The following is a 19,325-nucleotide window of genomic DNA, read 5'->3' on the forward strand; positions in this document are numbered from 1 at the left end:
CCTTTGCCCTGCTGTTGTGTTGTGATGATGATTGGTTCAGCAGGGCTCGCGCCCTGCTGCTTCAGGATCACGAGTCGAATTCGACCCCTTCGCCGATCCACTTGTCGACGATCTCCTGGTAGGTGCCATCCGCCTTTATCTCGGCCAGTGCCGAGTTGAGGGCCTCACGAAGCTGTGGCTTGTTCTTCTGGATGGCAACGGCGGCAGGCCAGCTTGGCAGTTCGCCGACATCGACCTGCTTGATGGCGAGTTCCTGCTCGTTGAGCGCCACGTAGACGGGAATGTCATCGGCAATCATGACGTCGATTCGTCCCGTGGTGAGCGCATTGAGCATGTCGGGCAAGCCCTGGAAGGTCTGGTTGCGCCATTTCCCTTCGCCGTTCTCGGTGGCCCATTGATTGCCTGTTTCGCCGAGGGTGGAGCCGACAGCCTTGCCTTCGAAATCATCGATGCGGGCGACGTCGTCAGTGCCCTCCTGAACCCATATCGAGAGTCCCGAACTGTAATAGCTGTCGGTGAAATCGACCGCCCGTTCACGCTCTTCAGTCACGCTCATGCTGCAGATGCAGGCATCGAAGCGTCCCCCGGCCAGGGCGGCGACGATGCCATTCCATGGGGAGGTCTGGACATTGACCTCGACGCCCATCCTGTCTGCCAGGGCATTGGCGATGTCCACATCGAAGCCGACCAGATTGCCGGACGTATCGACGTAGCTGAAAGGAGGATATGCGCCCGAATTGGCGACCTGAAAGACGTCGTTCTGAATTTCGGGTAAGTCTCGTGCCTGGGCCGAAAAGCTCGCCAGGGTAATGGCGCCGAGCGTCATGACGGCGACAAGAGGGTATTGGAAAAGCTTTTTATGATTTGTCATGTCGATTCCTGTTCATTGTGAGGATTACTGTTAATTTGCGACCAGCGTCGCGACTTGCCTCATTGCTATTCTCGCTATCGAAGCGGAGCCGGGCCTTGCTGTCTTATCACCTCCAGTTATATTTATAAAAATTCATATTGACACTACCAAGCATTTCTTGCGGCGTCACATGAGTTCGATGATCATGGCAATCCCTTGGCCACCGCCCACACAGGCCGTGGCGCAGCCATAGCGGCCGCCGCGATGGGCCAGGATGCGTGCCAGGGTGCCGGCCAGACGCACTCCGGTGGCACCCAGAGGGTGGCCCAGCGCCAGAGCACCGCCCCACACATTGACCCGGGACGAATCGAGCCCGAGCTTGCCGATCGCATGCAGCGGCACGGCGGCGAAGGCCTCGTTGATCTCCCAGGCATCGATCTGATCTGCATGCAATCCGGCGCGAGCCAGCGCCTGCTCGGCCGCCGCCGCGGCACCGGCGCCCATGTGCTCGGGCGCCACGCCCACGTCGGCGAAGGCGACGATGCGTGCCAGTGGCGTGGCTGCATGATGCTCGACGGCCGCGGACGACATGAGCAGTGCCGCGGCAGCCCCCGACGTCAGCGGCGAGCTGTTGCCGGCCGTGACATTGCCTCCATCGAGGAATACCGGGTCGAGCCCAGCCAGGCGTTCAAGGCTGGTATCCGGGCGAATATTGGCGTCGCGCGCGATGACTTTCCCGGCGGGGTTGGCGAGTGAGAGTCTTTCGCCATCGAAGTGATTGTCGGCGTCGGCTCGGGCGGCACGGCGGTGAGACTCCAGCGCGAACGCGTCCATTTCATCGCGCTCGATGCCGGTCGCCTGGGCCAGGCGCTCGGCGGTGAGCCCCATGTTCAGCGCCACGTCGAGTTCGAGCCAGGGAGCTTGCTGTAAGGTGCCGGGGGTGGTCAGTACGCCCTCCTTGAACAGCGCAGGGCCTATCGGCACCCGGGTCATGTTTTCATAGCCGCCGGCCAGGGCCACATCGACGGCGCCAGCCTGGATCTCGCGCGCGGCGCTGCGCAGGGCGGCAAGCCCCGAGCCGCACTGCTGGTCGATCTGGCGGGTGGCGCAATCGCGACCCTGCGGCCCCAGGTGCTGCGACAGCCACAGCGGATAGCGTCCCCCGAAGCTCCACTGCTCCTTGACCGGCAGCGCACAGCCGATACTGAGGTCCTCTACGGCTTGCGGGTCGAGGTCGGCGCGCGCTAGAAGCTCGTCGATAACTCGTGCCAGCAGGGCGTCGCCGCGGATGTCGGCCCAGGCGTCCACCTCGGGCTTGCGCGGGTGGGCTCGGGTGAAGGCGCTGCGTGCGTAGTCGACGAGATAGGCGTCCCTCATGCCGCTCCTCCGTTGGCGTTGGCCAGTTCTGCCCAGCGATGGATGAACAGCGCATAGGTGGTCAGCACGTGGCGTATCGAGTCGATTTCGACGCACTCGTCGACACCGTGAATGCGCTGGGCCACCGGGCCGTAGCAGGTGCCGTTGATCTCGCCGCTGACATGGAAGGCGCGCAAATCAGTGGTGCAGGTCGAGAGATAGGCCTTCGGCGGCTCGCCGAGCAGGTCCTCATGGCAGCGCGAGAGCAGCGCGATGCCCGGCGCCTCGAGATCGACCAGATGACCTTCGGAGCGAAAGCCATGGAACTCCACGCGTGGCGCAGGACTGCCGTTGCCGAGCTTGGCATGGCGCGTTTCGATGCATTGACGCACGCGATCCATGACCTCGTCGGTTGTCATGCCCGGCGGGAAGCCGACGCGACCCTCGAGAATGGCATGGGCCGGTACGCTGGAAGCCCAGTTGCCACCTTCGATCCTGCCGATGCTCAGGTTGAAGGGGTGGTCGATATCGTCGTAGGGAGCCTGGCGCGTGAGACCGTTGATCTCGGCTTCCAGCGCCTTGAAGGCCGGCAGGTAGGCGAGGATCGCCTCGATGGCATTGCTGCCGGCGCGGGTATCGAGCACGTGGGCGGGTACCCCGTCGAGGCGCATGCGGAACCACAGCACGCCCACCTGGCCGGCGTAGATCTGCGCGCCGAAGGGTTCTGGAATCAGCACGAAATCGCCGCGATAGCCTTGGTGCAGGCAGGCCAGGGCGCCGTTGCCGGTGCACTCTTCCTCGATGACCGTCTGCAGGGTCAGCGGGAAGTCGATCGCCACGCCGGCCTCGCGCACGGCGTGCACGGCCAGGGTCATGGCGGCAATGCCGGCCTTCATGTCACCGGCGCCGCGGCCGTAGAGCCAGCCGTCCTTTTCCCACGGCTCCCAGGGCGGGCGAGTCCACATGTCTATGGGCTCGGCGGGTACCACGTCGAGGTGGCCGTTGAAGACTAGATGCGGGCCTGACGCCCCGGGATTGAGCTGGGCTACCAGGTTGTAGCGGCCCGTGTTGTCCCATTCGGTCGGGGCGCGGTGGGGGTGGTCGGCGAAGCCGGGGGCATCCAGCGGCACCCGGGTGCTGGGCAGGTCGAGGCGCTCGAACCAGCGCTCCATGGCTTCCAGCGCAGCGTGCTCCCGGCCCAGCACGCTGTAGCCGCGCACCAGGTCGCGGGTCAGCGCCAGGGTCTCGTCCAGCAGGGCATTACATCTTTCGACGATTCGCTTCTCGGTGCTGGTAAGCATCAGAACCTCCCCAGTCGAGCTTCGTCGACGATCAGTTCGGCTTCGGTGGCCTCGCGCAGTTCGGCAACGCTCAGCCCCTCGGCGATATCCACCACGACCAGTCCTTGCGGTGTCACGTCCATGACCGCCTTGTCGGTGATGATGCGCGACACGCAGCGCTCGGCGGTCAGCGGCAGGCGGCAGCGGTGCAGAATCTTGGAGTTGCCGTGCTTGTCGTTGTGCGAGCACAGGATCACCAGGCGCTTGACCTTCTGCGCCAGCTCCATGGCCCCGCCGATACCCGGCGAGAACTTGCCGGGAATCTTCCAGTTGGCGAGGTTGCCCAGCGCGTCGACCTCGAAGGCGCCCATGAAGGTGAGGTCCACGCGGCTGCGCCGGATCATGGCGAACGACATGGCGCTGTCGAACACGCTGGCGCCGGGTCGAGTGGCAATGTAGGCGCCGCCGGAGTCGATCATGTCCCAGTCCGGTTCTTCGCCTTCGGTGCGTGGACGACAACCCAGTACGCCATTCTCGGAATGCACCAGTACCTCCATGTCCTCCGGCAGGTAATGGAACAGCTTCGTAGGCAGGCCGATCCCCAGGTTGACGATCTGTCCTGGAATCACCTCGCGGGCGGCACGGGCGAGGATTCGCTGCTGGTCAGCCGACATGGGCGCACCTCCCCTGTTCGCCGGTGACGGGGGCGACCGCGACCACCAGGCTGACGAAGGCGCAGGGGGTGTGGATCGCCTCGATTGCCAGGCTGCCGGGCTCGTCGACCCGGTAGGCCTGGGCGATGACGGTGTCGGCGGCCATCGCCATCAAGGGATTGAAGTTGCTGGCGGTGGCGCGGTAGATCAGGTTGCCGTAGCGGTCGGCGCGCTCGGCATGGACCAGGGCGAAGTCGGCGTAGAGCGCCGGCTCGATCCCCCAGGTACGCCCATCCATCTCGATCTCGCGGCGGCCGGCGGCGATCTCGGTACCCTGGCCGATGTCAGTGATAAAGCCCCGGTGTCCTGCGCCGGCGCTGCGGATCTTCTCGGCCAGTATCCCCTGCGGAAAAAGGGTGACCTCGAGCTGGCCACGGTTCATTGCTGCGATAGCGTCGCGGTTGAGGCCGATGTGCGATGTGATCAGGCGGCGCACGCGACCGGCCTCGATCAGCTTGCCGACACCGATACCCGGCTCGTTGGCATCGTTCTTGATCAGGGTGAGCTCGCTTTGTCCTTGGGCCAGCAGTTCGTCGATCAGCGCGAAAGGCGTGCCCGGTGAACCGAAGCCGCCGACCATGATCGAGGCGCCGTCGGGAATCGCGGCGATGGCCTCGCCGATGGCGCGATATTTGCGATTGAGTAGCGTCATGCAGGGAGCCTTTTGTCGTGGGTCGGGAGCACGTTCAAGGAGCGTCACTCATGGCATCCGTACGCGCCTATTCTCGTTTGAGCTCGAGGTCGAAGCGGTACATGGCACGTTCGAGCCGGGCCAACAGCTCGGCGATATCGTCAGCGCGGATAGTCAGCGGAGGAGTGACCAGGAAGTGATCGCCGGCCACGCCGTTGAGGGTGCGTCGCGGGTAGATCAACAGTCCCTCTTCCTTGGCCAGCGCCGTGATGCGAGCGAAGCGGTTCTGTTCGGCGGGGAAGGGGATCTTGGTCGTTGCATCGGTGACCAGTTCCACACCCCACAGCAGCCCCAGGCCGCGCACGTCGCCCACCCAGGGGAAACGGGCCTTGAGTGCCTGCAAGCCATCCTTCAACTCATGGCCGCGTGCGGCTACGTTGTCGAGTACGTTCTCGCGCTGCATGACTTCGATCACGGCCAGCCCCGTGGCGCAGGCCAGGGGGTTCCCGGCGTAAGTATGGCCATGCTGGAAACCGCCGGAGGCCATCACCGTGTCGACGATATCGGCCCGGGAAAGCACCGCTCCCACGGGGTAGTAGCCAGCGCCAAGCCCCTTGGCGGTGGCGAGCAGGTCCGGCATCACGCCGTAGTGTTGGTAGGCGAACCAGGCGCCGGTGCGGCCGATGCCTGTCAGCACCTCGTCCAAGATCAGCAGGCAGCCGAACTCGTCGCACAATGCCCTTATGCCATCCAGGTAGTGGCGGTCGAGCATGCGCGCGCCGGTACTGGCGCCACCCACCGGTTCGAGCACGAAGGCGATGATCGTCTCGGGGCCGGCGGTCTCGATGGCGGCGCGAGTGTCGCTCAGCACGTGCTCGACGTGATGGGCATCGCCGGCGCCGGCATGTCGGTAGAAGTCGGGGCCAGGCACCTTGAGCGACGCGTTGACGATGTCGGCAAAAGGCGCTTCGAGCGGTTCGTAGCCGGTCACACCCAGCGCACCCAGGGTGCTGCCGTGGTAGGAGGGACGCAGCGAGACGAAGTGCCGACGCTGGGGCTCGCCTTTGGCGACGAAGTACTGGCGCGCCAGCTTGAGCGCCGACTCCACTGCCTCCGAGCCGCTGGAGACGAAGAACACCTTCTCCAGTTCACCCTCGGTGAGGTCGACCAGTGCCTGGCCCAGGGCCACCGCGGGGGCATTCTCGAACTGGGTGCGGTAGGTGAAGGCGACGCGGTCGAGCTGGGCGAGCATGGCCTCGCGAATATCGTCGCGGCCGTGGCCGAGGTTGCAGGCAATGGCCCCGGAACAGCCATCGAGGTACTGCTTGCCGGTCTCGTCCCACAGATAGACGCCCTTGGCGTGGCTGACTTCGGGCAGGGCGGGGCCGGCCTGGTAGAAGAGCGGAGATGGGCTCATGTCAACGTCCGGTTGTCGTTATGTATTAGTGAACGGTTGTCAGCAGTCTAAGTAGCGAACGGTGGCTATTTCAATATATGATCTTTTTAACGATTTCGATGAGTTATGCTCATGGCTGATGTCAATATCCACTCGCTCAAGGCCCTGGCGATCTTCAAGACACTGTTTGAGGCCGGTAGCGCTTCCCAGGCAGCACGTATCCTGGGCATCACCCAGTCCGGAGTGAGCCGCTCGCTGGCACAGCTCGAGGAGAATCTGGGTATTCAACTGTTCCTGCGCGAGAAGAACCGCCTGGTAGCCATGCCCGAGGCGCGCGAACTCTACGAAGAGATCCTGCGCCTGATGGGTAACATCGAGGAGTTGCGCCACAGCGTGCTGGCGCTCAAGGAGTTCGGCACCTCGCGGCTGCGTATCGCCGCGGTGCCGGGGCTATCGTTCGGCTTCGTGCCACGGCTGGTGGCGGCATTGCTGGAGGAGAATCGGCGGTTCAGCGTCAGCCTCGACATGATGTCGAGCCATGAGGTGCAGCTGGCGGTGGAGTCGAGCCATGCCGACATCGGTTTCGTCACCCTACCCATCACTTCGCGGGTTCTGCGTGTCGAGCCCTGGTTCACCAGCAAGGCGCTGTGCCTGATGCCGCAGTCGCATCCACTCGCCACGCAGGAGCGCATCGACGTGCAGGATCTGGGTGACCAGCATCTGGTGATCAGCAACCAGCCCAGTATCAGCACCAATCCGCTGCTCGAGCTGGTGGCCCGTCACCGCGTCCAGATCGCCGGCAAGACTGAGGCCAACATCGGTACCATCACCGCACTGGTGGCCAACAATGTCGGAATCACAGTGATGAACCCGATCACCGCCCAGGATCAGCTTGCCCCGCGCGATGGCGTGGAGATGCGGCCCTTCTCGCCGGCCATGGAGTTCAGCTTCGGCCTGACTTATCGCGACGATTGGAAACAGGCCAGGGTGCTCGATTTCCTGCGTGAGCGGGGCAGGTCGCTGCTCGCGACCTATCCGGGAACGATGCTGGATGAGTCCTTGGGCTAGAGGAAGCTTGCAGCCGGCCTGGGAGCGGCTTCCGGCTCGAAGCCGTCTAGCGCCAGCGTTCGAGCATCTGGTAGTACCACATGCCGGCGGCCAGCAGTGGGTTGCCCAGCGCATCGCCAAACGGCACCCTGACGTGGCGGCAGGCGGCGAAGGTGTCGAACTCCTCCATATGGCCGGCAATCGCCTTGGCCATGATCTCTGCGACAATGTGCGAGGTGGCCACCCCATGCCCCGAATAGCCTTGGGCATAGTAGACGTTGTCGGATAGCCGCCCCAACATCGGGATGCGGTTGACCACGATGCCGGCCATGCCCTGCCAGGCGTAATCGATCGATGTCCCTCTGAGCTGGGGGAAAGTGGCCTCCAGGCGCGGTTGCAGCTCGGCGGCGATGTCCGGGGAGGCCTTGCCTGAATAGTTGGCCCCGCCGCCGAACAGCAGCCGGCCATCGGCGGTGAGGCGGTAGTAGTCGAGTACGAAGCGGCAGTCGTAGACGGCAAGATCATGGGGGTTGATGGCCTCGGCCAGCCCGCCCAGCGGCGCGGTGGTGACGATGCCCAGCGAAGCCGGGAACAGCCTGCCGCCGAGCCGACGCCGCTCCAGCCGGTGGTAGGCATTGCCTGCCAGGAGTACCCGTTCGGCGCGGACCGTGCCGTGCTCGGTGATCACGGCCGGGGAGGCCCCATGCTCGATGCGAACGACAGGCGAATGCTCGAAGAGCATCGCGCCCAGCGACTCGGCGACGCGAGCCTCTCCCAGGCACAGGTTGAGCGGGTGCAGGTGCAGGTTGCAGCGGTTGAGCAGCCCGCCGTGATAAAGCTCGGTGCGCACCACCTCGCGAACCTGGCGGGCATCGAGCAGTTCGACATGCTCGCCCATGCCGTGGGCCTGGCAGGCCTCGAAGTCGGCCCTGAGAGCCAGCATGTGCGAGGGCTGCCAGGCCGCCTGCAGGTGGCCGTGCTTGAGATCGCAGGAAATGCCGTATTTTTCCACTCGCTCGCGGATGATGCGCTGGCCGCGCCAGCGCAGGTTCCAGAGGAAATCGTCGGCGGCCTCGCCCAAGGTGCGGCGCATCTGCTTGCGCATGGCCGCCTCGCCGGAGAGGCTGCCGGTCACCTGGCCGCCGTTACGCCCGCTGGCGCCCCAGCCGATCTTGTTGGCCTCGACGATGGCCACCCGGTAGCCGCGCTCGGCCAGCTCTACCGCCGTGGCCACTCCGGTGAAGCCGCCGCCGACGATGACGACATCGACCTTCATTTCGCCCTGCAGCCGGGAGTAGTCCGACTCCTGATGGATCGATGCGGTGTAGTAGGAGGCGCAGCGAGGCTCGGCCATGTTGACTCCGCAAATCGTCGAAAATACTCAACGCATGCTAGCACAGCATGAGGATAGGACACGTTCGGCATGGTGGTCGCCCCGTGCTGCCGGCGCTCTGCGTGAGGGGCGAGCTTTGCGCCTTCGGCCTCAGCCGGTAGAATGGGGATTTTCACGTTCGGCTCGTCGACCGGACTTCTCGCCGGGGCGAAGCAGGCCCTGCTCCGACCGGCTGCCCGCCAGCCCCGCTGCAAGGAATACGTGCTGCAATGAGCTATCAGGTTCTGGCCCGCAAGTGGCGGCCGCGTACGTTCCACGAACTGGTCGGCCAGGAGCACGTCCAGCGTGCGCTGGTCAACGCCCTCGACCAGGGGCGTCTGCACCATGCCTACCTGTTCACCGGCACGCGAGGCGTCGGCAAGACGACCCTGGCAAGAATACTTGCCAAATGCCTCAACTGTACCGCCAAGGGGTATGGCGATGACGGCGTTACCTCCACGCCCTGCGGCGAGTGCGACAGCTGTCGTGCCATCGACGAGGGGCGCTTCGTCGACCTGATCGAGGTCGATGCCGCCTCGCGCACCAAGGTCGAAGACACGCGTGAACTGCTCGACAACGTGCAGTACGCCCCCACCCAGGGTCGTTACAAGGTGTACCTCATCGACGAGGTGCACATGCTCTCCACCAGCAGCTTCAATGCGCTGCTCAAGACGCTGGAAGAGCCGCCGCCCCACGTCAAGTTCCTGCTCGCCACTACCGATCCGCAGAAGCTGCCCGCCACGGTGCTGTCGCGCTGCCTGCAGTTCACGCTCAAGAACATGCCGCCGGAGCGCATCGTCACCCACCTGGCGAAGGTGCTCGAAGCCGAGGGTATCGGCTGCGAAGAGAGCGCCCTGTGGCTGCTGGGACGGGCCGCCGACGGCTCCATGCGCGATGCCATGAGCCTGACCGATCAGGCCATTGCCTTCGGCCAGGGCCAAGTGCGTCATGCCGACGTCGCCGCCATGCTCGGCACCCTGGATCATCGTCACGTGCTGGCGCTGGTCGAGGCCCTGGCCGACACGGACGCGCCCCGGCTATTGAGCGAGATTGCCCAGTTGGCCGAGCAGGGGCCGGATTTCGCCGCGGTTCTCGACGACATGACGGCGGTGCTGCACCGCCTGGCCGTAGCGCAGATGGTGCCGGATGCGGTGGACAACGGTCATGGCGATCGCGAAACCGTGCTGGCCCTGGCCTCGCGCTTCACCGCCGAGGACGTGCAGCTCTATTACCAGATCGGCATCCAGGGGCGCGGCGACATGGTTCATGCTCCCGACCTGCGCACGGCGCTTGAAATGACACTGCTGCGCATGCTGGCCTTCCGCCCGCAGGGCGTGCCGCAGCCGGCGAAGACACCGCTACCGCTGCGTGGGTCGGACGCCGGCAGCACGCCCACCGCGCCCGCGGGTGGGACGGGTGAGCCACCGCCTCCCGCCCAGAGTGCCGACGGTGCGGCCCCCATGCCATCGAGCCGGCCGGCCTCGGAGCCCGGGCCGCCGGCCGAGCCGGCTCCAGCACAGAGCGCACCAGAGCCTGGCGTCGAGGACGAAAGAGCCGAGCCACCCCCGCCCTGGGAGAAGGAGGCGGCCGATGAGGCGATGGCGCCGCCGCTGGGCGAGGTGGTTTCCCATGCCCCGGCCGAGTCCACGCAAAGGACGCCCGTCGCCTCACGAGAGGACCACGCCACACCGATGGCAGCGATCGAACGGCCGTCGGCGCAGTCATCCGCGCCCCGACAGGAGATGGCGGTAAAGGCGGAAGAGGACGACACTGTCGTTCTGGAGGCGCCCGAGCCGGCTCCTGAAGCACCTGAGCCAGAGGGCGAAGCGCTATCCGTAGAGCAGCCGGCCGCCGAGGCGCCCGAGCCCCGGGCCGTTGCAGCCAATGCTGCCAGCGATGAGTTGCTCGACCATGGTCGTTGGCTGGAAAGTTTCGACAGCCTGGGCCTGGGAGGGCTGACGCGCAACCTTGCGGCCCATTGCGTGGTCGAAGCCGATGACGGCAACCGGCTGACGCTGCGCCTGGACCCGTCACAGGAGGCCATGAACGCCGAAATTCACGTGCGCCGCGTGCAGGAGGCACTAGCCACCATTGGCGTATCGCGCCAGTTGGCGATCGAGCCGGGGCCATTGCCGACGGAGGTGGAAACGCCCCGGCAGCGTGCTGACCGGATCGCCGCCGAGCGCCATGCCGAGGCCGTGGCAGCCCTGCAGCGCGACCCGCATGTCAGGCAGTTGCAGGATACCTTCGGCGCGCGCTTGATCGAATCGAGCGTCAAGCCGGCGGAAATGGCGCCAAGGGCCTGATACCGACAGTTTCACTTTGCCAAGCGAGAGGAACGATCATGATGAAAGGCGGAATGGGCAACCTGATGAAACAGGCCCAGGAAATGCAGCAGAAGATGCAGCGCGTTCAGGAAGAAGTCGCCAAGGCCGAGGTGACCGGCGAAGCCGGCGCCGGCATGGTCAAGGTGACCATGAACGGCCGTCACGACGTGAGCAAGGTCGACATCGATCCCAGCGTGATGGAGGAGGACAAGGAGCTGCTCGAGGATCTGCTGGCTGCGGCGGTCAACGATGCCGTGCGCAAGGTCGAGGCCAGTTCGCGCGAGAAGATGGAGGAGGCCACGGCGGGGCTCAACCTGCCGCCGGGTTTCAAGATGCCTTTCTGATCCGATTGCAACCGGCTGCGCTCCGTCATGCGGCGTTAACCATCCGTTAGAGGTATCGAATGAGTTTTTCCCCCCTCGTCGAGAGGCTGATGGAGTCGCTGCGGGTACTGCCGGGCGTGGGTCCCAAGACAGCGCAGCGCATGGCGATGCACCTGCTCGAGCGCGACCGCGACGGCGGGCGACGCCTCGCCGCCGTACTCGAGCAGGCTATCGAGCAGGTGGGCTATTGCCAGCGTTGTCGCACTCTCACCGAGGAGGAGGTCTGCGGTCTGTGCACCAGTAGCCGGCGCGACGACGCCCTGCTGTGCGTGGTAGAGTCGCCGGCCGATCAACTGGCCATCGAGGAGGCCGGCGGATTTCGAGGCCGCTATTTCGTCCTCCACGGCCATCTCTCGCCGTTGGATGGCATCGGCCCCGAGGACATCGGGCTCGAACAGCTCGAGATGCGTGTTGCCGAAGGCGGTGTCAGTGAGGTGATCCTGGCCACCAATCCAACGGTGGAGGGCGAGGCCACGGCGCACTACATCGCCGCTCAACTCACGCCCCACGGCGTCACGCTCTCGCGTCTGGCCTATGGCGTGCCCATGGGCGGTGAACTCGAGTATGTCGACGGCGGCACCCTCAGTCGAGCCTTCAATGGACGCCTGCCGTTTCGTGGCGATTGACGCCGCTTCACTGTTTTTCCCTGCTGGACGAACGCATGACCCTGACCCCCGAGATACGCTGGATCGATACGCCCGAGGCACTGGATGCCGCCTGCGCCGAGGTGGCCCAGGCCGAGGTCATCGCACTGGATACCGAGTTCTTTCGCGAAAAGACCTTTCACCCGGTCCCGGCGCTGATCCAGTTCTCCGCCGGTGGTCCGGTCTGGCTGGTCGACCCGCTGGCGGTCGACTGTACCGAGTCCTTTCGTCAATTGCTGGGTGAGGGGCCGCTGAAATTGCTGCATGCCAGCAGCGAAGACCTCGAAGTGCTGGCGCACTGGGCCGGTGTCACGGTGGCCCCACTGGTAGATACCCAGGTGGCCCAAGCCCTGCTGGGGGAGGATCCCGCCATGGGCTACCAGCGTCTGGTGCAGCACTGGACCGGCGAGACGCTGCCCAAGGACGAGACCCGCTCCGATTGGTTGCAGCGGCCATTGAGCGATTCCCAACAGCTCTATGCGGCGCTCGACGTGGTTTTCCTGCTCGAGGTCTGGGAGCGTCAGCGCGAAGCCCTGGAACGACAGGGGCGGCGCGAATGGCTCGAGGCCGACTGTCGTGAACTGATGGCCCAGGCGCTGCGCAGCGACGCGGCTGATGAACAGTGGTTCCGCCGTCATCGTCAATTGTGGCGGCTTTCGCCGCGCCAGATCGAGGCGTACCGGCTGCTGACCACCTGGCGAGAGGGCGAGGCGCGGCGACGCAATCTACCGCGGGGCTGGCTGTTCAGCGATCGGGTGCTCTATGGCATCGCCGAACGCATGCCCGAAAATCGCTATCAGCTCGCCGAAGTCGAGGACATCAAGCCGAGCCAGATCAAGCGGGACGGCGACACGCTGCTGGCGCAGGTGAAACAGGCGCGACAATGCGAGGCGGCGGCGCTGCCGGCCGCGCAACCCTCGCCGCTTGGGGCGGATTACAAGCGACGCATGAAAGCCCTCAAGCGGGTCGTGAACGAGTGTGCCGAGACTCTGGGGCTGGCGCCGGAAGTGCTGATGCGCCGGCGCGACCTCGAGGCCATGATCGCAGCCGACCTGGCCGCCGAGCCGTTGCCCCTTCCCCAGGGTTGGCGTGGCGAGTGCCTCTCGGCCCCCCTGGCACAGGCACTGGACGAGGTGAAAGCCGAATGACGGATGACCGCATGCAAGGCGATAAGTTGCTGTGCGAGATATTCAAGAGCTCGCGCAAGGAGGAGATGTATCTCTACGTGGACAAGAGGCAAGGTCTTGCCGAGGTGCCCGAGGCATTGCTCGAACGCTTCGGCAAGCCGGTCTCGACCATGACCGTTATCCTGACGCCGGAGAAGACACTGGCACGCGCCAAGGCGAGCGATGTCATGGCAGCGATTCGTGATAAGGGGTTCTATCTGCAGATGCCGCCGGCCAAGGACGAGTATTTGTTGGACCTTTATCGGACGCCTACGGAAGCTCGCTATTGACCATGCGTGAACGGTTCTGGGAACGCTTCGACCTCGAGGAGCTCAGCGCCGAGGAGTGGGAAGCGCTGTGCGACGGCTGTGGCCAGTGTTGCCTGCTCAAGTTCCAGGACGATGAGAGCGGCGATCTCGCCGTGCTCGGCGTGGCCTGTGAGCTGCTGGACATTCACAGTTGTCGCTGCAGTGACTACCCCAATCGTCAGGCCCGTGTGCCCGACTGTTCCCGGCTCACCCCGCAACGTGTCGACGAGTTCCGTTGGTTGCCGAAGTCCTGTGCCTATCGCCGCATTGCGGAGGGGCGTCGGCTGGCCGGTTGGCATCCGCTGATCTCCGGTGACCCGGAACGTGTTCATCGCAAGGGCATCAGCGTGCGCAGCTTCGCCGTTTCCCAGCAGGACGTGCCCGAGGAAGAGCTGGAAGATTATATTATTGCCATACTGCCGATCGACGGTTGAAGCCTCCATGGGCTGAGCTCCCTAGCCAAGCACGAGACCCGGCCTCTGGCCGGGTCTATTATGCGGCACTCAGGGCTCCTTGTGGGCTAACCCCAAGGCCCAGAGAATGAAGGCGTCCTGGCGTGCATTGTCGTGCCACGCCTTGAACCGGCCCGAGGCGCCACCATGCCCGGCGGCCATGTCGGTACGCAGCAGTACGGGGCCGCGTGCGGTACCCATCTCGGTCAGTCGGGCATAGAGCTTGGCAGGTTCCCAATAAGGGACCCGGGAGTCGTGCCAGCTGCCTTGGAGGAAAAGGGTGGGGTAGGGTTGGGGTGAGAGATTGTCCAGCGGTGAATAGGCGCGGATACGATTGCGCGCGCCCGGCTCGTCGGGGTTACCCCACTCGGTATACTCGGCGGTGGTCAGCGGCAGGTCGGGATTCTCCATGGTGCGTAACACGTCGACGAAGGGGACGTCGAGCACGGCCGCACAGAACGCCTCGGGAGCCAGGTTGAGGCTGGCTCCAACCAGTAGCCCGCCGGCACTGGCGCCGTAGGCGGCGATGCGCTCGCCGTCGCTGAGTCCTTTTTCCACCAAAGCGTTGCGCGCCGCCAGGAAGTCGCGAAAGCTGTTCTCCTTGTGCTCGAGCTTGCCGGCCAAGTACCAGGGCTCACCCCGGTCGCCGCCACCGCGTACATGGGCGACGGCAAAGGCGACGCCGCGGGCAAGCAATTCGAGCCTGGCGACCGAGAACCAGGGGTCGAGGACTTCGCCATAGGCGCCATAACCGTAGAGCAGGGTGGGCAAGGGGTGGCCGGTCAGATCGGCACGCATCACCACCGATACCGGTATGCGTTCGCCATCGTGGGCGCGCGCCCAGATCCGCTCGCAGCAGAGGTCCGCCGGCTGCAGGTTGCCGTGGATCGGCTGGGACTTGAGGACGACGCGCTCCCCGCTGTCGAGGTCGTGCTCGAGCCAGCGTACCGGCATGACGAAGGACTCTTCGCGCAGGCGCAGACGGCGACTGTCGAAGTGTGGCACGTCGCCGAGCATTACGCTGCAGGGCGATTCCGGCAACGTCAGGTGTTCGTCGCACCGTGCGCGGTGGCATGCATCGAGCTCGATGATGCGGATGCGAACCTGGGCCTCATGATGGTCGCGCTCGCTAATGGCCAGGCCCCAGTCAAAGGCCTCGACGTCCTCGAGCGTGGTGTCATCGCGATGACCGATCAGCGATTGCCATTGGGCCTCGACGTCGTGCTCGTCGGCCACGTCCAGGCGAAAGTGTGGTGCGTCGCGGTTGTGCAGAACGTAGAAATGCCCGGGACGGTGTTCCAGCCCATACTCCACACCCTTCTCTCGCGGTCGAAAACAGCGTGGCGTCTGCTCTGGCGACAGCGCCGGCAGCAGATGGCACTCGCTGGTGTCCTTGGAGGCGATTTCCAGTACCAGCCACTGGCGGGAGCGGGTCTTGCCCAGTCCGAGCCAGAACTCGGGATCGTCCTCGCGCAGTATCAGTGAAGGCTCGCCGGCCTGGCCTTCACTGAGTGGCAGGCGCCAGATACTGTCCGGGCGCTGTGTGGCATCGTAACGAGTGAACAGCAGGGTGACATTGTCTTCGGCCCAGGTCAGTTCCGCGCCGACCTCCTCCAGCAAGAGGTGTGGCTCGCCGTCGGGCAGTTCCTTGAGATAGAGTGAAAAGCGCTCGTCGCCACTGGTGTCTTCGGTCCAGGCCAGCCAGCGTTCGTTGGGCGACAGTGCCATGTCGCCCAGTTCGAGGTAGTGTTCAGGCATTGCGCGAGCTTGCAGGTCGAGAAAGACGCTCGCCTGCTCCGCGCGACCGTTGGGATGGCGCCACCACACCGGATAATCCGCATCGACAGCCGTCTCACTCCAATAGGTATAGTGGTCGAGTGCAGTGCGCAGCCCATGAACCGCCAGCTCGCGGCGTGCCAGGTGGCCGTGATAGAGCCGCTCGACCAGACTCTCGAGGGGCGCCATCCAGGCCTGGGATTCCTCGTTGGCGGCCTCGAGGAAGGCCTGAACGCGTGCATCGTCGCGTTCTTCCAACCAATGCCACTCGGGATCATCGGTGCGTCTAAACCGTTCGACTGGTGAAGGAGAGGGCTCGCTGTTGGTTGCAATGGTGGACGAATGATGTGGCGGCTGTGCTTTCATTGGGTCGCGTGTACCATACTCAAGGTGACTTTCCATCCTGTACGATCCGTCAAGGGCGGGCCGTGACGCGTAAAACGAGGTATCGATGCTGACATCCGATTCGATGTCCCTACTATGGCTGACCTATCTGGGTTTGTCGCTGGTCGTGCTGGTGACCGGCTATCTGGGATTGGCCTTCCTGCCACGCCTGCTGCGCCTTCCGCTTACCTGGATGGTGGCCGGCATTCTGTTGATGCCGACCCGCTTCCGGCTGCCGCTGGTGGAAGGGGAGTTCCATACCGGCATGGCGCCGGCGGTGGTGGTGGCGGCCGTTGCCTTCCTCGAACGCAATGGCTCGGTACTGATGACTTCCGGCTTGCTGGTAGCTGCCGGAGCGTTATTGGGCATTGCCGTTGGCATTCTGCAGGCCTGGTGGTTCCGCACGGATGCCATGCCCAGCGAAAACGCGCAGGAGAAGAAGCAGGACGATAACAAGCAGCGCAATAATAGCAGGCGCAATGGCCACCGCGGCGAGCAGCCGCGTCAGCCAATCAAGCGCCGGGAGCCGAAAATCGGCTAGGGAGCCCCGATGGGGAGGGAGTGGAACAAGGTATGGCACTGGCTGGTCGGTCTGGCCGGGTGCTTGGTCGTGTCGAGCTGCCTGTCTGCCGCAACGCTCGAAGAGCAGCCGGAGATTCGGGTCATCATCGATGTCTCCGGCAGCATGCGTCACAACGACCCCGACCAGCTCGCCGCAGAGGCGTTGGAATTGCTGGTCACGCTAGTGCCCAGCGGAGCCCGGGCCGGGATCTGGACCTTCGGCGAGCGAGTGGCCAATCCATTGCAGCCCGGTCCGGCCAACCTCGAATGGCGTGATCGCGCCAGGGCGCTATCCGGCCTGTTGGTCGACTACCAGCAGTACACCGACATCGAGTCTGCCATCTACCAGGCGGCAGCAGCCGAGGCTGTCTCTGGCCCGCGTCATCTGGTGCTGCTCACTGATGGCAGAATCGATCTGCCCGAGTGGCGCGGCAGCAAGCCGGCCATCGACCAGGCTTCGCGGGAGGCGCTGCTGGAGGATCTCGGTCCCAGGCTGGCCGAGGAGGGCATCGTGGTGCATGCGATCGCCTTTTCCGATGACGCCGACCTCGACCTGGTGGAGCGCCTTGCGCAAATGACCGGGGGGCTTTCAGCGCCAGTCGCGGCCCCAGACGCCTTGCTCGGTGCTTTTCTTACCATTGTCGATCGCATCTTCCCCAGCGATCGGGTGCCGGTCACCGACCAGCGTTTTCTCATCGAGCCAGGGGTGCGCGGCTTCACTGCGCTGCTGTTCCGCGGCGAGGACGAGACGGAGCTGGTGGGGCCGGATGGCCGGCGCTACTCCGCCGACTCTCCCCCAGAGGGCGCCGAGTGGCGAAGCGAATCCCGCTATGATCTCGTTCGGGTACCCGATCCCCAGCCTGGGCAGTGGCGCCTGGAGGGCTCGCCGGGTCAGGATAGCCGCATCACCGTCGAATCGCCGCTCAGCCTGCAGACGGCCGGCGTGCCGAGTACCCTCTATCTGGGGTTCGACGTGCCGGTGGAAGCCTGGCTCGCGCGCGAGGGAGAGACAGTGGGTATCGAAGCGCTGCCTGCACACTTGCGTCTGACGGCGGAACTGCACGATTCGTCGGGCACGGTGCAGTCGGCCGTAGCCCTCAAGCAGCAGGAGGAGCGCTTCGTCGGCCGGTTGCCTGCACCGGCCCTGGCCGGGAACGCACAGTTCGTCGTGCGCGCCGAAGGCCAGGGCTTCCGCCGCCAGCGTGTGCAGCCCATCAACGTACTGCCGGCCATTGCCGCACAGCATGACGAGGCCGGTCAGCGGGTCCTGCTGGCGGCCGAGCATCCCCAGCTCGATCGTGACAATACCCGCCTGTACGGCCAGCTCCAGGGCGCTCGGCTCGAGGCGGAGCCGGTGGCCGAGCGGCGCTGGAGCATTGACCTGCCCGAACTCGACATGGCGCTCAGCGTACCGCTGATCCTGCGCGGCGAAGTCACTCTCGAGGGCGAAACGCGCGAGCTGTATCTCCCGCGCCTGATGCTGTTCCCCACGGTGGACACGGCGATCGACCAGGTCGATGCCAGCCCGGCCCTGGAAGTGGCGCGCTTCCACGAGGAATTGTCGCCGGTGCGAGAGTCTCGCTCGACGGAGTCGACGCTGCCGGAGCCGGTTGAGCGTGTCGTCAGGCATATTCAGGAGCTGCCGCGGATCGCTCAGGAGCGCTGGAATGAGTGGCGCCCCGTGCTGGCCGGACCGCTCGATAAGACCTTGAGTGAGCCGCATCGGCGCTGGCTGCTTGGCGGTCTGTTGCTTGCTAGCGTGCTCTTGCTGCTGCTATGGAGAATGACGCGGCGGCGTCGCGTGGCGCCACGGGAGGAGCCGCATGTGTGAACTGCTGGGCATGAGCGCCAACGTGCCCACCGATATCTGTTTCAGCTTCACCGGTTTCCTGCATCGCGGCGGCGGTACCGGGCCACACCGCGACGGCTGGGGAATCGCCTTCTACGAGGCGGGCGGCTATCGCGACTTTCGCGACCCACACCCCTCGGTACGTTCCCCCATTGCACGGCTGATCACCGACTATCCGATCAAGTCGCATATCGTCATCAGCCATATCCGCCAGGCCAACGTCGGTGAAGTGCGCTTGGCCAATACCCATCCGTTCACCCGTGAAATGTGGGGCCGAACCTGGTGCTATGCGCATAACGGCCAGCTCGGAGAGTGGCAGGAGTTGCCGCTGAGTTTCTATCGACCGGTAGGCGACACCGACAGCGAACACGCCTTCTGCTGGCTGCTCGCTACCCTGCGCGAGCGCTTTCCCGAGGCGCCCGGGCTGACGACGTGCGACGCCACGTTGAGCGAGCGTCACGCGGCGCTCTGGCAGCTGCTCCATCACTTGTGCGAGACGCTGCGGGCCAAGGGTGTGTTCAACCTGCTGCTGGCCGATGGCGAGTTCCTCTATACCTACTGTTCGACCAAGCTGGCCCATATCACACGCCGAGCGCCGTTCGGCAGCGCCGAACTCTCCGATGCCGAACTGACGGTCAACTTCGCCGAGCACACCACTCGCCACGACATCGTATCGGTGATCGCGACCGAGCCGCTGACCTGCAATGAGGCCTGGGTTCGCATGGAGCCGGGTGAGCTGTTGGTATGGCGCCATGGCCGTATCGTTGCTCGCCTCGTTGCCGAGCCGTCTTCTTCCGCGGGCTCATAGTTATCCTCCTGGATAGCTTGCC

General features: G+C 64.9%; 18 protein-coding genes. 10 read left to right on the top strand and 8 right to left on the bottom strand.

Features of this window, described 5'->3' with window-relative positions; genetic code table 11:
• Positions 1-67 precede the first annotated feature (67 nt).
• From HBJ55_RS19290 to HBJ55_RS19315, 6 genes are all read right to left on the bottom strand, one after another.
• Positions 68-871: a transporter substrate-binding domain-containing protein gene (locus tag HBJ55_RS19290; RefSeq protein ID WP_167118915.1), complete on the bottom strand. Its 804-nt coding sequence runs from the start codon at positions 869-871 to the stop codon at positions 68-70.
• A 165-nt stretch (positions 872-1,036) separates the two neighbouring features.
• The gene (locus tag HBJ55_RS19295) at positions 1,037-2,227 is read right to left on the bottom strand and encodes an acetyl-CoA C-acyltransferase (RefSeq protein ID WP_167118918.1); all 1,191 of its coding nucleotides are present in this window, start codon (positions 2,225-2,227) and stop codon (positions 1,037-1,039) included.
• Positions 2,224-3,507, bottom strand: a complete 1,284-nt coding sequence (locus HBJ55_RS19300; protein WP_167118921.1) for an ArgE/DapE family deacylase — start codon at positions 3,505-3,507, stop codon at positions 2,224-2,226. The genes HBJ55_RS19295 and HBJ55_RS19300 overlap by 4 nt, the downstream gene beginning before the upstream one ends.
• Positions 3,507-4,160 (bottom strand): 3-oxoacid CoA-transferase subunit B, encoded by a 654-nt coding sequence (locus HBJ55_RS19305; RefSeq protein WP_167118924.1) that lies wholly within the window; start codon positions 4,158-4,160, stop codon positions 3,507-3,509. Before HBJ55_RS19305 ends, HBJ55_RS19300 begins: the two co-directional genes overlap by 1 nt.
• Positions 4,150-4,851, bottom strand: a complete 702-nt coding sequence (locus HBJ55_RS19310) for a CoA transferase subunit A (RefSeq protein WP_167118927.1) — start codon at positions 4,849-4,851, stop codon at positions 4,150-4,152. The genes HBJ55_RS19305 and HBJ55_RS19310 overlap by 11 nt, the downstream gene beginning before the upstream one ends.
• Positions 4,852-4,918: 67 nt before the next feature.
• A complete protein-coding gene (locus HBJ55_RS19315) occupies positions 4,919-6,247 on the bottom strand; it encodes an aminotransferase family protein (RefSeq protein WP_167118929.1) in 1,329 nt (442 codons plus the stop codon).
• 111 nt (positions 6,248-6,358) lie between these two features.
• Between HBJ55_RS19315 and HBJ55_RS19320 the strand changes: the two genes are divergently transcribed.
• The gene (locus HBJ55_RS19320; protein WP_167118933.1) at positions 6,359-7,294 is read left to right on the top strand and encodes a LysR family transcriptional regulator; all 936 of its coding nucleotides are present in this window, start codon (positions 6,359-6,361) and stop codon (positions 7,292-7,294) included.
• Between the two features lie 46 nt (positions 7,295-7,340).
• On the opposite strand, the gene HBJ55_RS19325 is transcribed toward HBJ55_RS19320, so the two are convergent.
• Positions 7,341-8,627: an NAD(P)/FAD-dependent oxidoreductase gene (locus HBJ55_RS19325; protein WP_167118936.1), complete on the bottom strand. Its 1,287-nt coding sequence runs from the start codon at positions 8,625-8,627 to the stop codon at positions 7,341-7,343.
• A 248-nt stretch (positions 8,628-8,875) separates the two neighbouring features.
• Between HBJ55_RS19325 and dnaX the strand changes: the two genes are divergently transcribed.
• The 6 genes from dnaX to HBJ55_RS19355 are packed head-to-tail and all read left to right on the top strand — an operon-like array spanning position 8,876 to position 13,907.
• Complete coding sequence (gene dnaX, locus HBJ55_RS19330) at positions 8,876-10,951, top strand: DNA polymerase III subunit gamma/tau (protein WP_167118940.1); 2,076 nt, start codon at positions 8,876-8,878, stop codon at positions 10,949-10,951.
• A 38-nt stretch (positions 10,952-10,989) separates the two neighbouring features.
• On the top strand, positions 10,990-11,316 hold the full coding sequence (locus HBJ55_RS19335; protein ID WP_167118942.1) for a YbaB/EbfC family nucleoid-associated protein: 327 nt from the start codon (positions 10,990-10,992) through the stop codon (positions 11,314-11,316).
• A 59-nt stretch (positions 11,317-11,375) separates the two neighbouring features.
• Entirely contained in the window at positions 11,376-11,981 is a 606-nt protein-coding gene (gene recR, locus HBJ55_RS19340; RefSeq protein ID WP_167118945.1) for a recombination mediator RecR, read from the top strand.
• 35 nt (positions 11,982-12,016) lie between these two features.
• Positions 12,017-13,147 (top strand): ribonuclease D, encoded by a 1,131-nt coding sequence (gene rnd, locus HBJ55_RS19345; RefSeq protein ID WP_167118948.1) that lies wholly within the window; start codon positions 12,017-12,019, stop codon positions 13,145-13,147.
• Between the two features lie 11 nt (positions 13,148-13,158).
• A complete protein-coding gene (locus HBJ55_RS19350; protein ID WP_240936201.1) occupies positions 13,159-13,455 on the top strand; it encodes a YcgL domain-containing protein in 297 nt (98 codons plus the stop codon).
• Between the two features lie 2 nt (positions 13,456-13,457).
• The gene (locus tag HBJ55_RS19355; RefSeq protein ID WP_167118954.1) at positions 13,458-13,907 is read left to right on the top strand and encodes a YcgN family cysteine cluster protein; all 450 of its coding nucleotides are present in this window, start codon (positions 13,458-13,460) and stop codon (positions 13,905-13,907) included.
• Positions 13,908-13,976: 69 nt separating this feature from the next.
• Here HBJ55_RS19355 and HBJ55_RS19360 read toward each other — a convergent pair whose 3' ends face one another.
• Positions 13,977-16,067 carry a S9 family peptidase gene (locus HBJ55_RS19360; protein ID WP_167118957.1) on the bottom strand — a complete coding sequence of 697 codons (2,091 nt, stop codon included), beginning with the start codon at positions 16,065-16,067 and terminating at the stop codon, positions 13,977-13,979.
• A gap of 85 nt (positions 16,068-16,152) precedes the next feature.
• On the opposite strand from HBJ55_RS19360, the gene HBJ55_RS19365 reads away from it, so the two are divergent.
• From HBJ55_RS19365 to HBJ55_RS19375, 3 genes are read left to right on the top strand one after another with little or no spacing between them, the layout of a single operon-like run.
• A complete protein-coding gene (locus tag HBJ55_RS19365) occupies positions 16,153-16,626 on the top strand; it encodes a hypothetical protein (RefSeq protein ID WP_167118960.1) in 474 nt (157 codons plus the stop codon).
• A gap of 9 nt (positions 16,627-16,635) precedes the next feature.
• Positions 16,636-18,477 carry a vWA domain-containing protein gene (locus HBJ55_RS19370; RefSeq protein ID WP_167118963.1) on the top strand — a complete coding sequence of 614 codons (1,842 nt, stop codon included), beginning with the start codon at positions 16,636-16,638 and terminating at the stop codon, positions 18,475-18,477.
• Positions 18,470-19,303 (top strand): class II glutamine amidotransferase, encoded by an 834-nt coding sequence (locus HBJ55_RS19375; protein ID WP_167118966.1) that lies wholly within the window; start codon positions 18,470-18,472, stop codon positions 19,301-19,303. The genes HBJ55_RS19370 and HBJ55_RS19375 overlap by 8 nt, the downstream gene beginning before the upstream one ends.
• The last annotated feature ends 22 nt before the right edge of the window (positions 19,304-19,325 follow it).

Origin of the sequence: Billgrantia bachuensis (genome assembly GCF_011742165.1) — a bacterium.
Lineage (GTDB): Bacteria > Pseudomonadota > Gammaproteobacteria > Pseudomonadales > Halomonadaceae > Halomonas > Halomonas bachuensis.

Excerpts from the sequence above, each read along its gene's own strand:
- HBJ55_RS19290 (WP_167118915.1), bottom strand. The coding sequence starts at position 871 with ATGACAAATCATAAAAAGCTTTTCCAATACCCTCTTGTCGCCGTCATG.
- HBJ55_RS19295 (WP_167118918.1), bottom strand. The coding sequence starts at position 2,227 with ATGAGGGACGCCTATCTCGTCGACTACGCACGCAGCGCCTTCACCCGA.
- HBJ55_RS19300 (WP_167118921.1), bottom strand. The coding sequence starts at position 3,507 with ATGCTTACCAGCACCGAGAAGCGAATCGTCGAAAGATGTAATGCCCTG.
- HBJ55_RS19305 (WP_167118924.1), bottom strand. The coding sequence starts at position 4,160 with ATGTCGGCTGACCAGCAGCGAATCCTCGCCCGTGCCGCCCGCGAGGTG.
- HBJ55_RS19310 (WP_167118927.1), bottom strand. The coding sequence starts at position 4,851 with ATGACGCTACTCAATCGCAAATATCGCGCCATCGGCGAGGCCATCGCC.
- HBJ55_RS19315 (WP_167118929.1), bottom strand. The coding sequence starts at position 6,247 with ATGAGCCCATCTCCGCTCTTCTACCAGGCCGGCCCCGCCCTGCCCGAA.
- HBJ55_RS19320 (WP_167118933.1), top strand. The coding sequence starts at position 6,359 with ATGGCTGATGTCAATATCCACTCGCTCAAGGCCCTGGCGATCTTCAAG.
- HBJ55_RS19325 (WP_167118936.1), bottom strand. The coding sequence starts at position 8,627 with ATGGCCGAGCCTCGCTGCGCCTCCTACTACACCGCATCGATCCATCAG.
- dnaX (WP_167118940.1), top strand. The coding sequence starts at position 8,876 with ATGAGCTATCAGGTTCTGGCCCGCAAGTGGCGGCCGCGTACGTTCCAC.
- HBJ55_RS19335 (WP_167118942.1), top strand. The coding sequence starts at position 10,990 with ATGATGAAAGGCGGAATGGGCAACCTGATGAAACAGGCCCAGGAAATG.
- recR (WP_167118945.1), top strand. The coding sequence starts at position 11,376 with ATGAGTTTTTCCCCCCTCGTCGAGAGGCTGATGGAGTCGCTGCGGGTA.
- rnd (WP_167118948.1), top strand. The coding sequence starts at position 12,017 with ATGACCCTGACCCCCGAGATACGCTGGATCGATACGCCCGAGGCACTG.
- HBJ55_RS19350 (WP_240936201.1), top strand. The coding sequence starts at position 13,159 with ATGCAAGGCGATAAGTTGCTGTGCGAGATATTCAAGAGCTCGCGCAAG.
- HBJ55_RS19355 (WP_167118954.1), top strand. The coding sequence starts at position 13,458 with ATGCGTGAACGGTTCTGGGAACGCTTCGACCTCGAGGAGCTCAGCGCC.
- HBJ55_RS19360 (WP_167118957.1), bottom strand. The coding sequence starts at position 16,067 with ATGAAAGCACAGCCGCCACATCATTCGTCCACCATTGCAACCAACAGC.
- HBJ55_RS19365 (WP_167118960.1), top strand. The coding sequence starts at position 16,153 with ATGCTGACATCCGATTCGATGTCCCTACTATGGCTGACCTATCTGGGT.
- HBJ55_RS19370 (WP_167118963.1), top strand. The coding sequence starts at position 16,636 with ATGGGGAGGGAGTGGAACAAGGTATGGCACTGGCTGGTCGGTCTGGCC.
- HBJ55_RS19375 (WP_167118966.1), top strand. The coding sequence starts at position 18,470 with ATGTGTGAACTGCTGGGCATGAGCGCCAACGTGCCCACCGATATCTGT.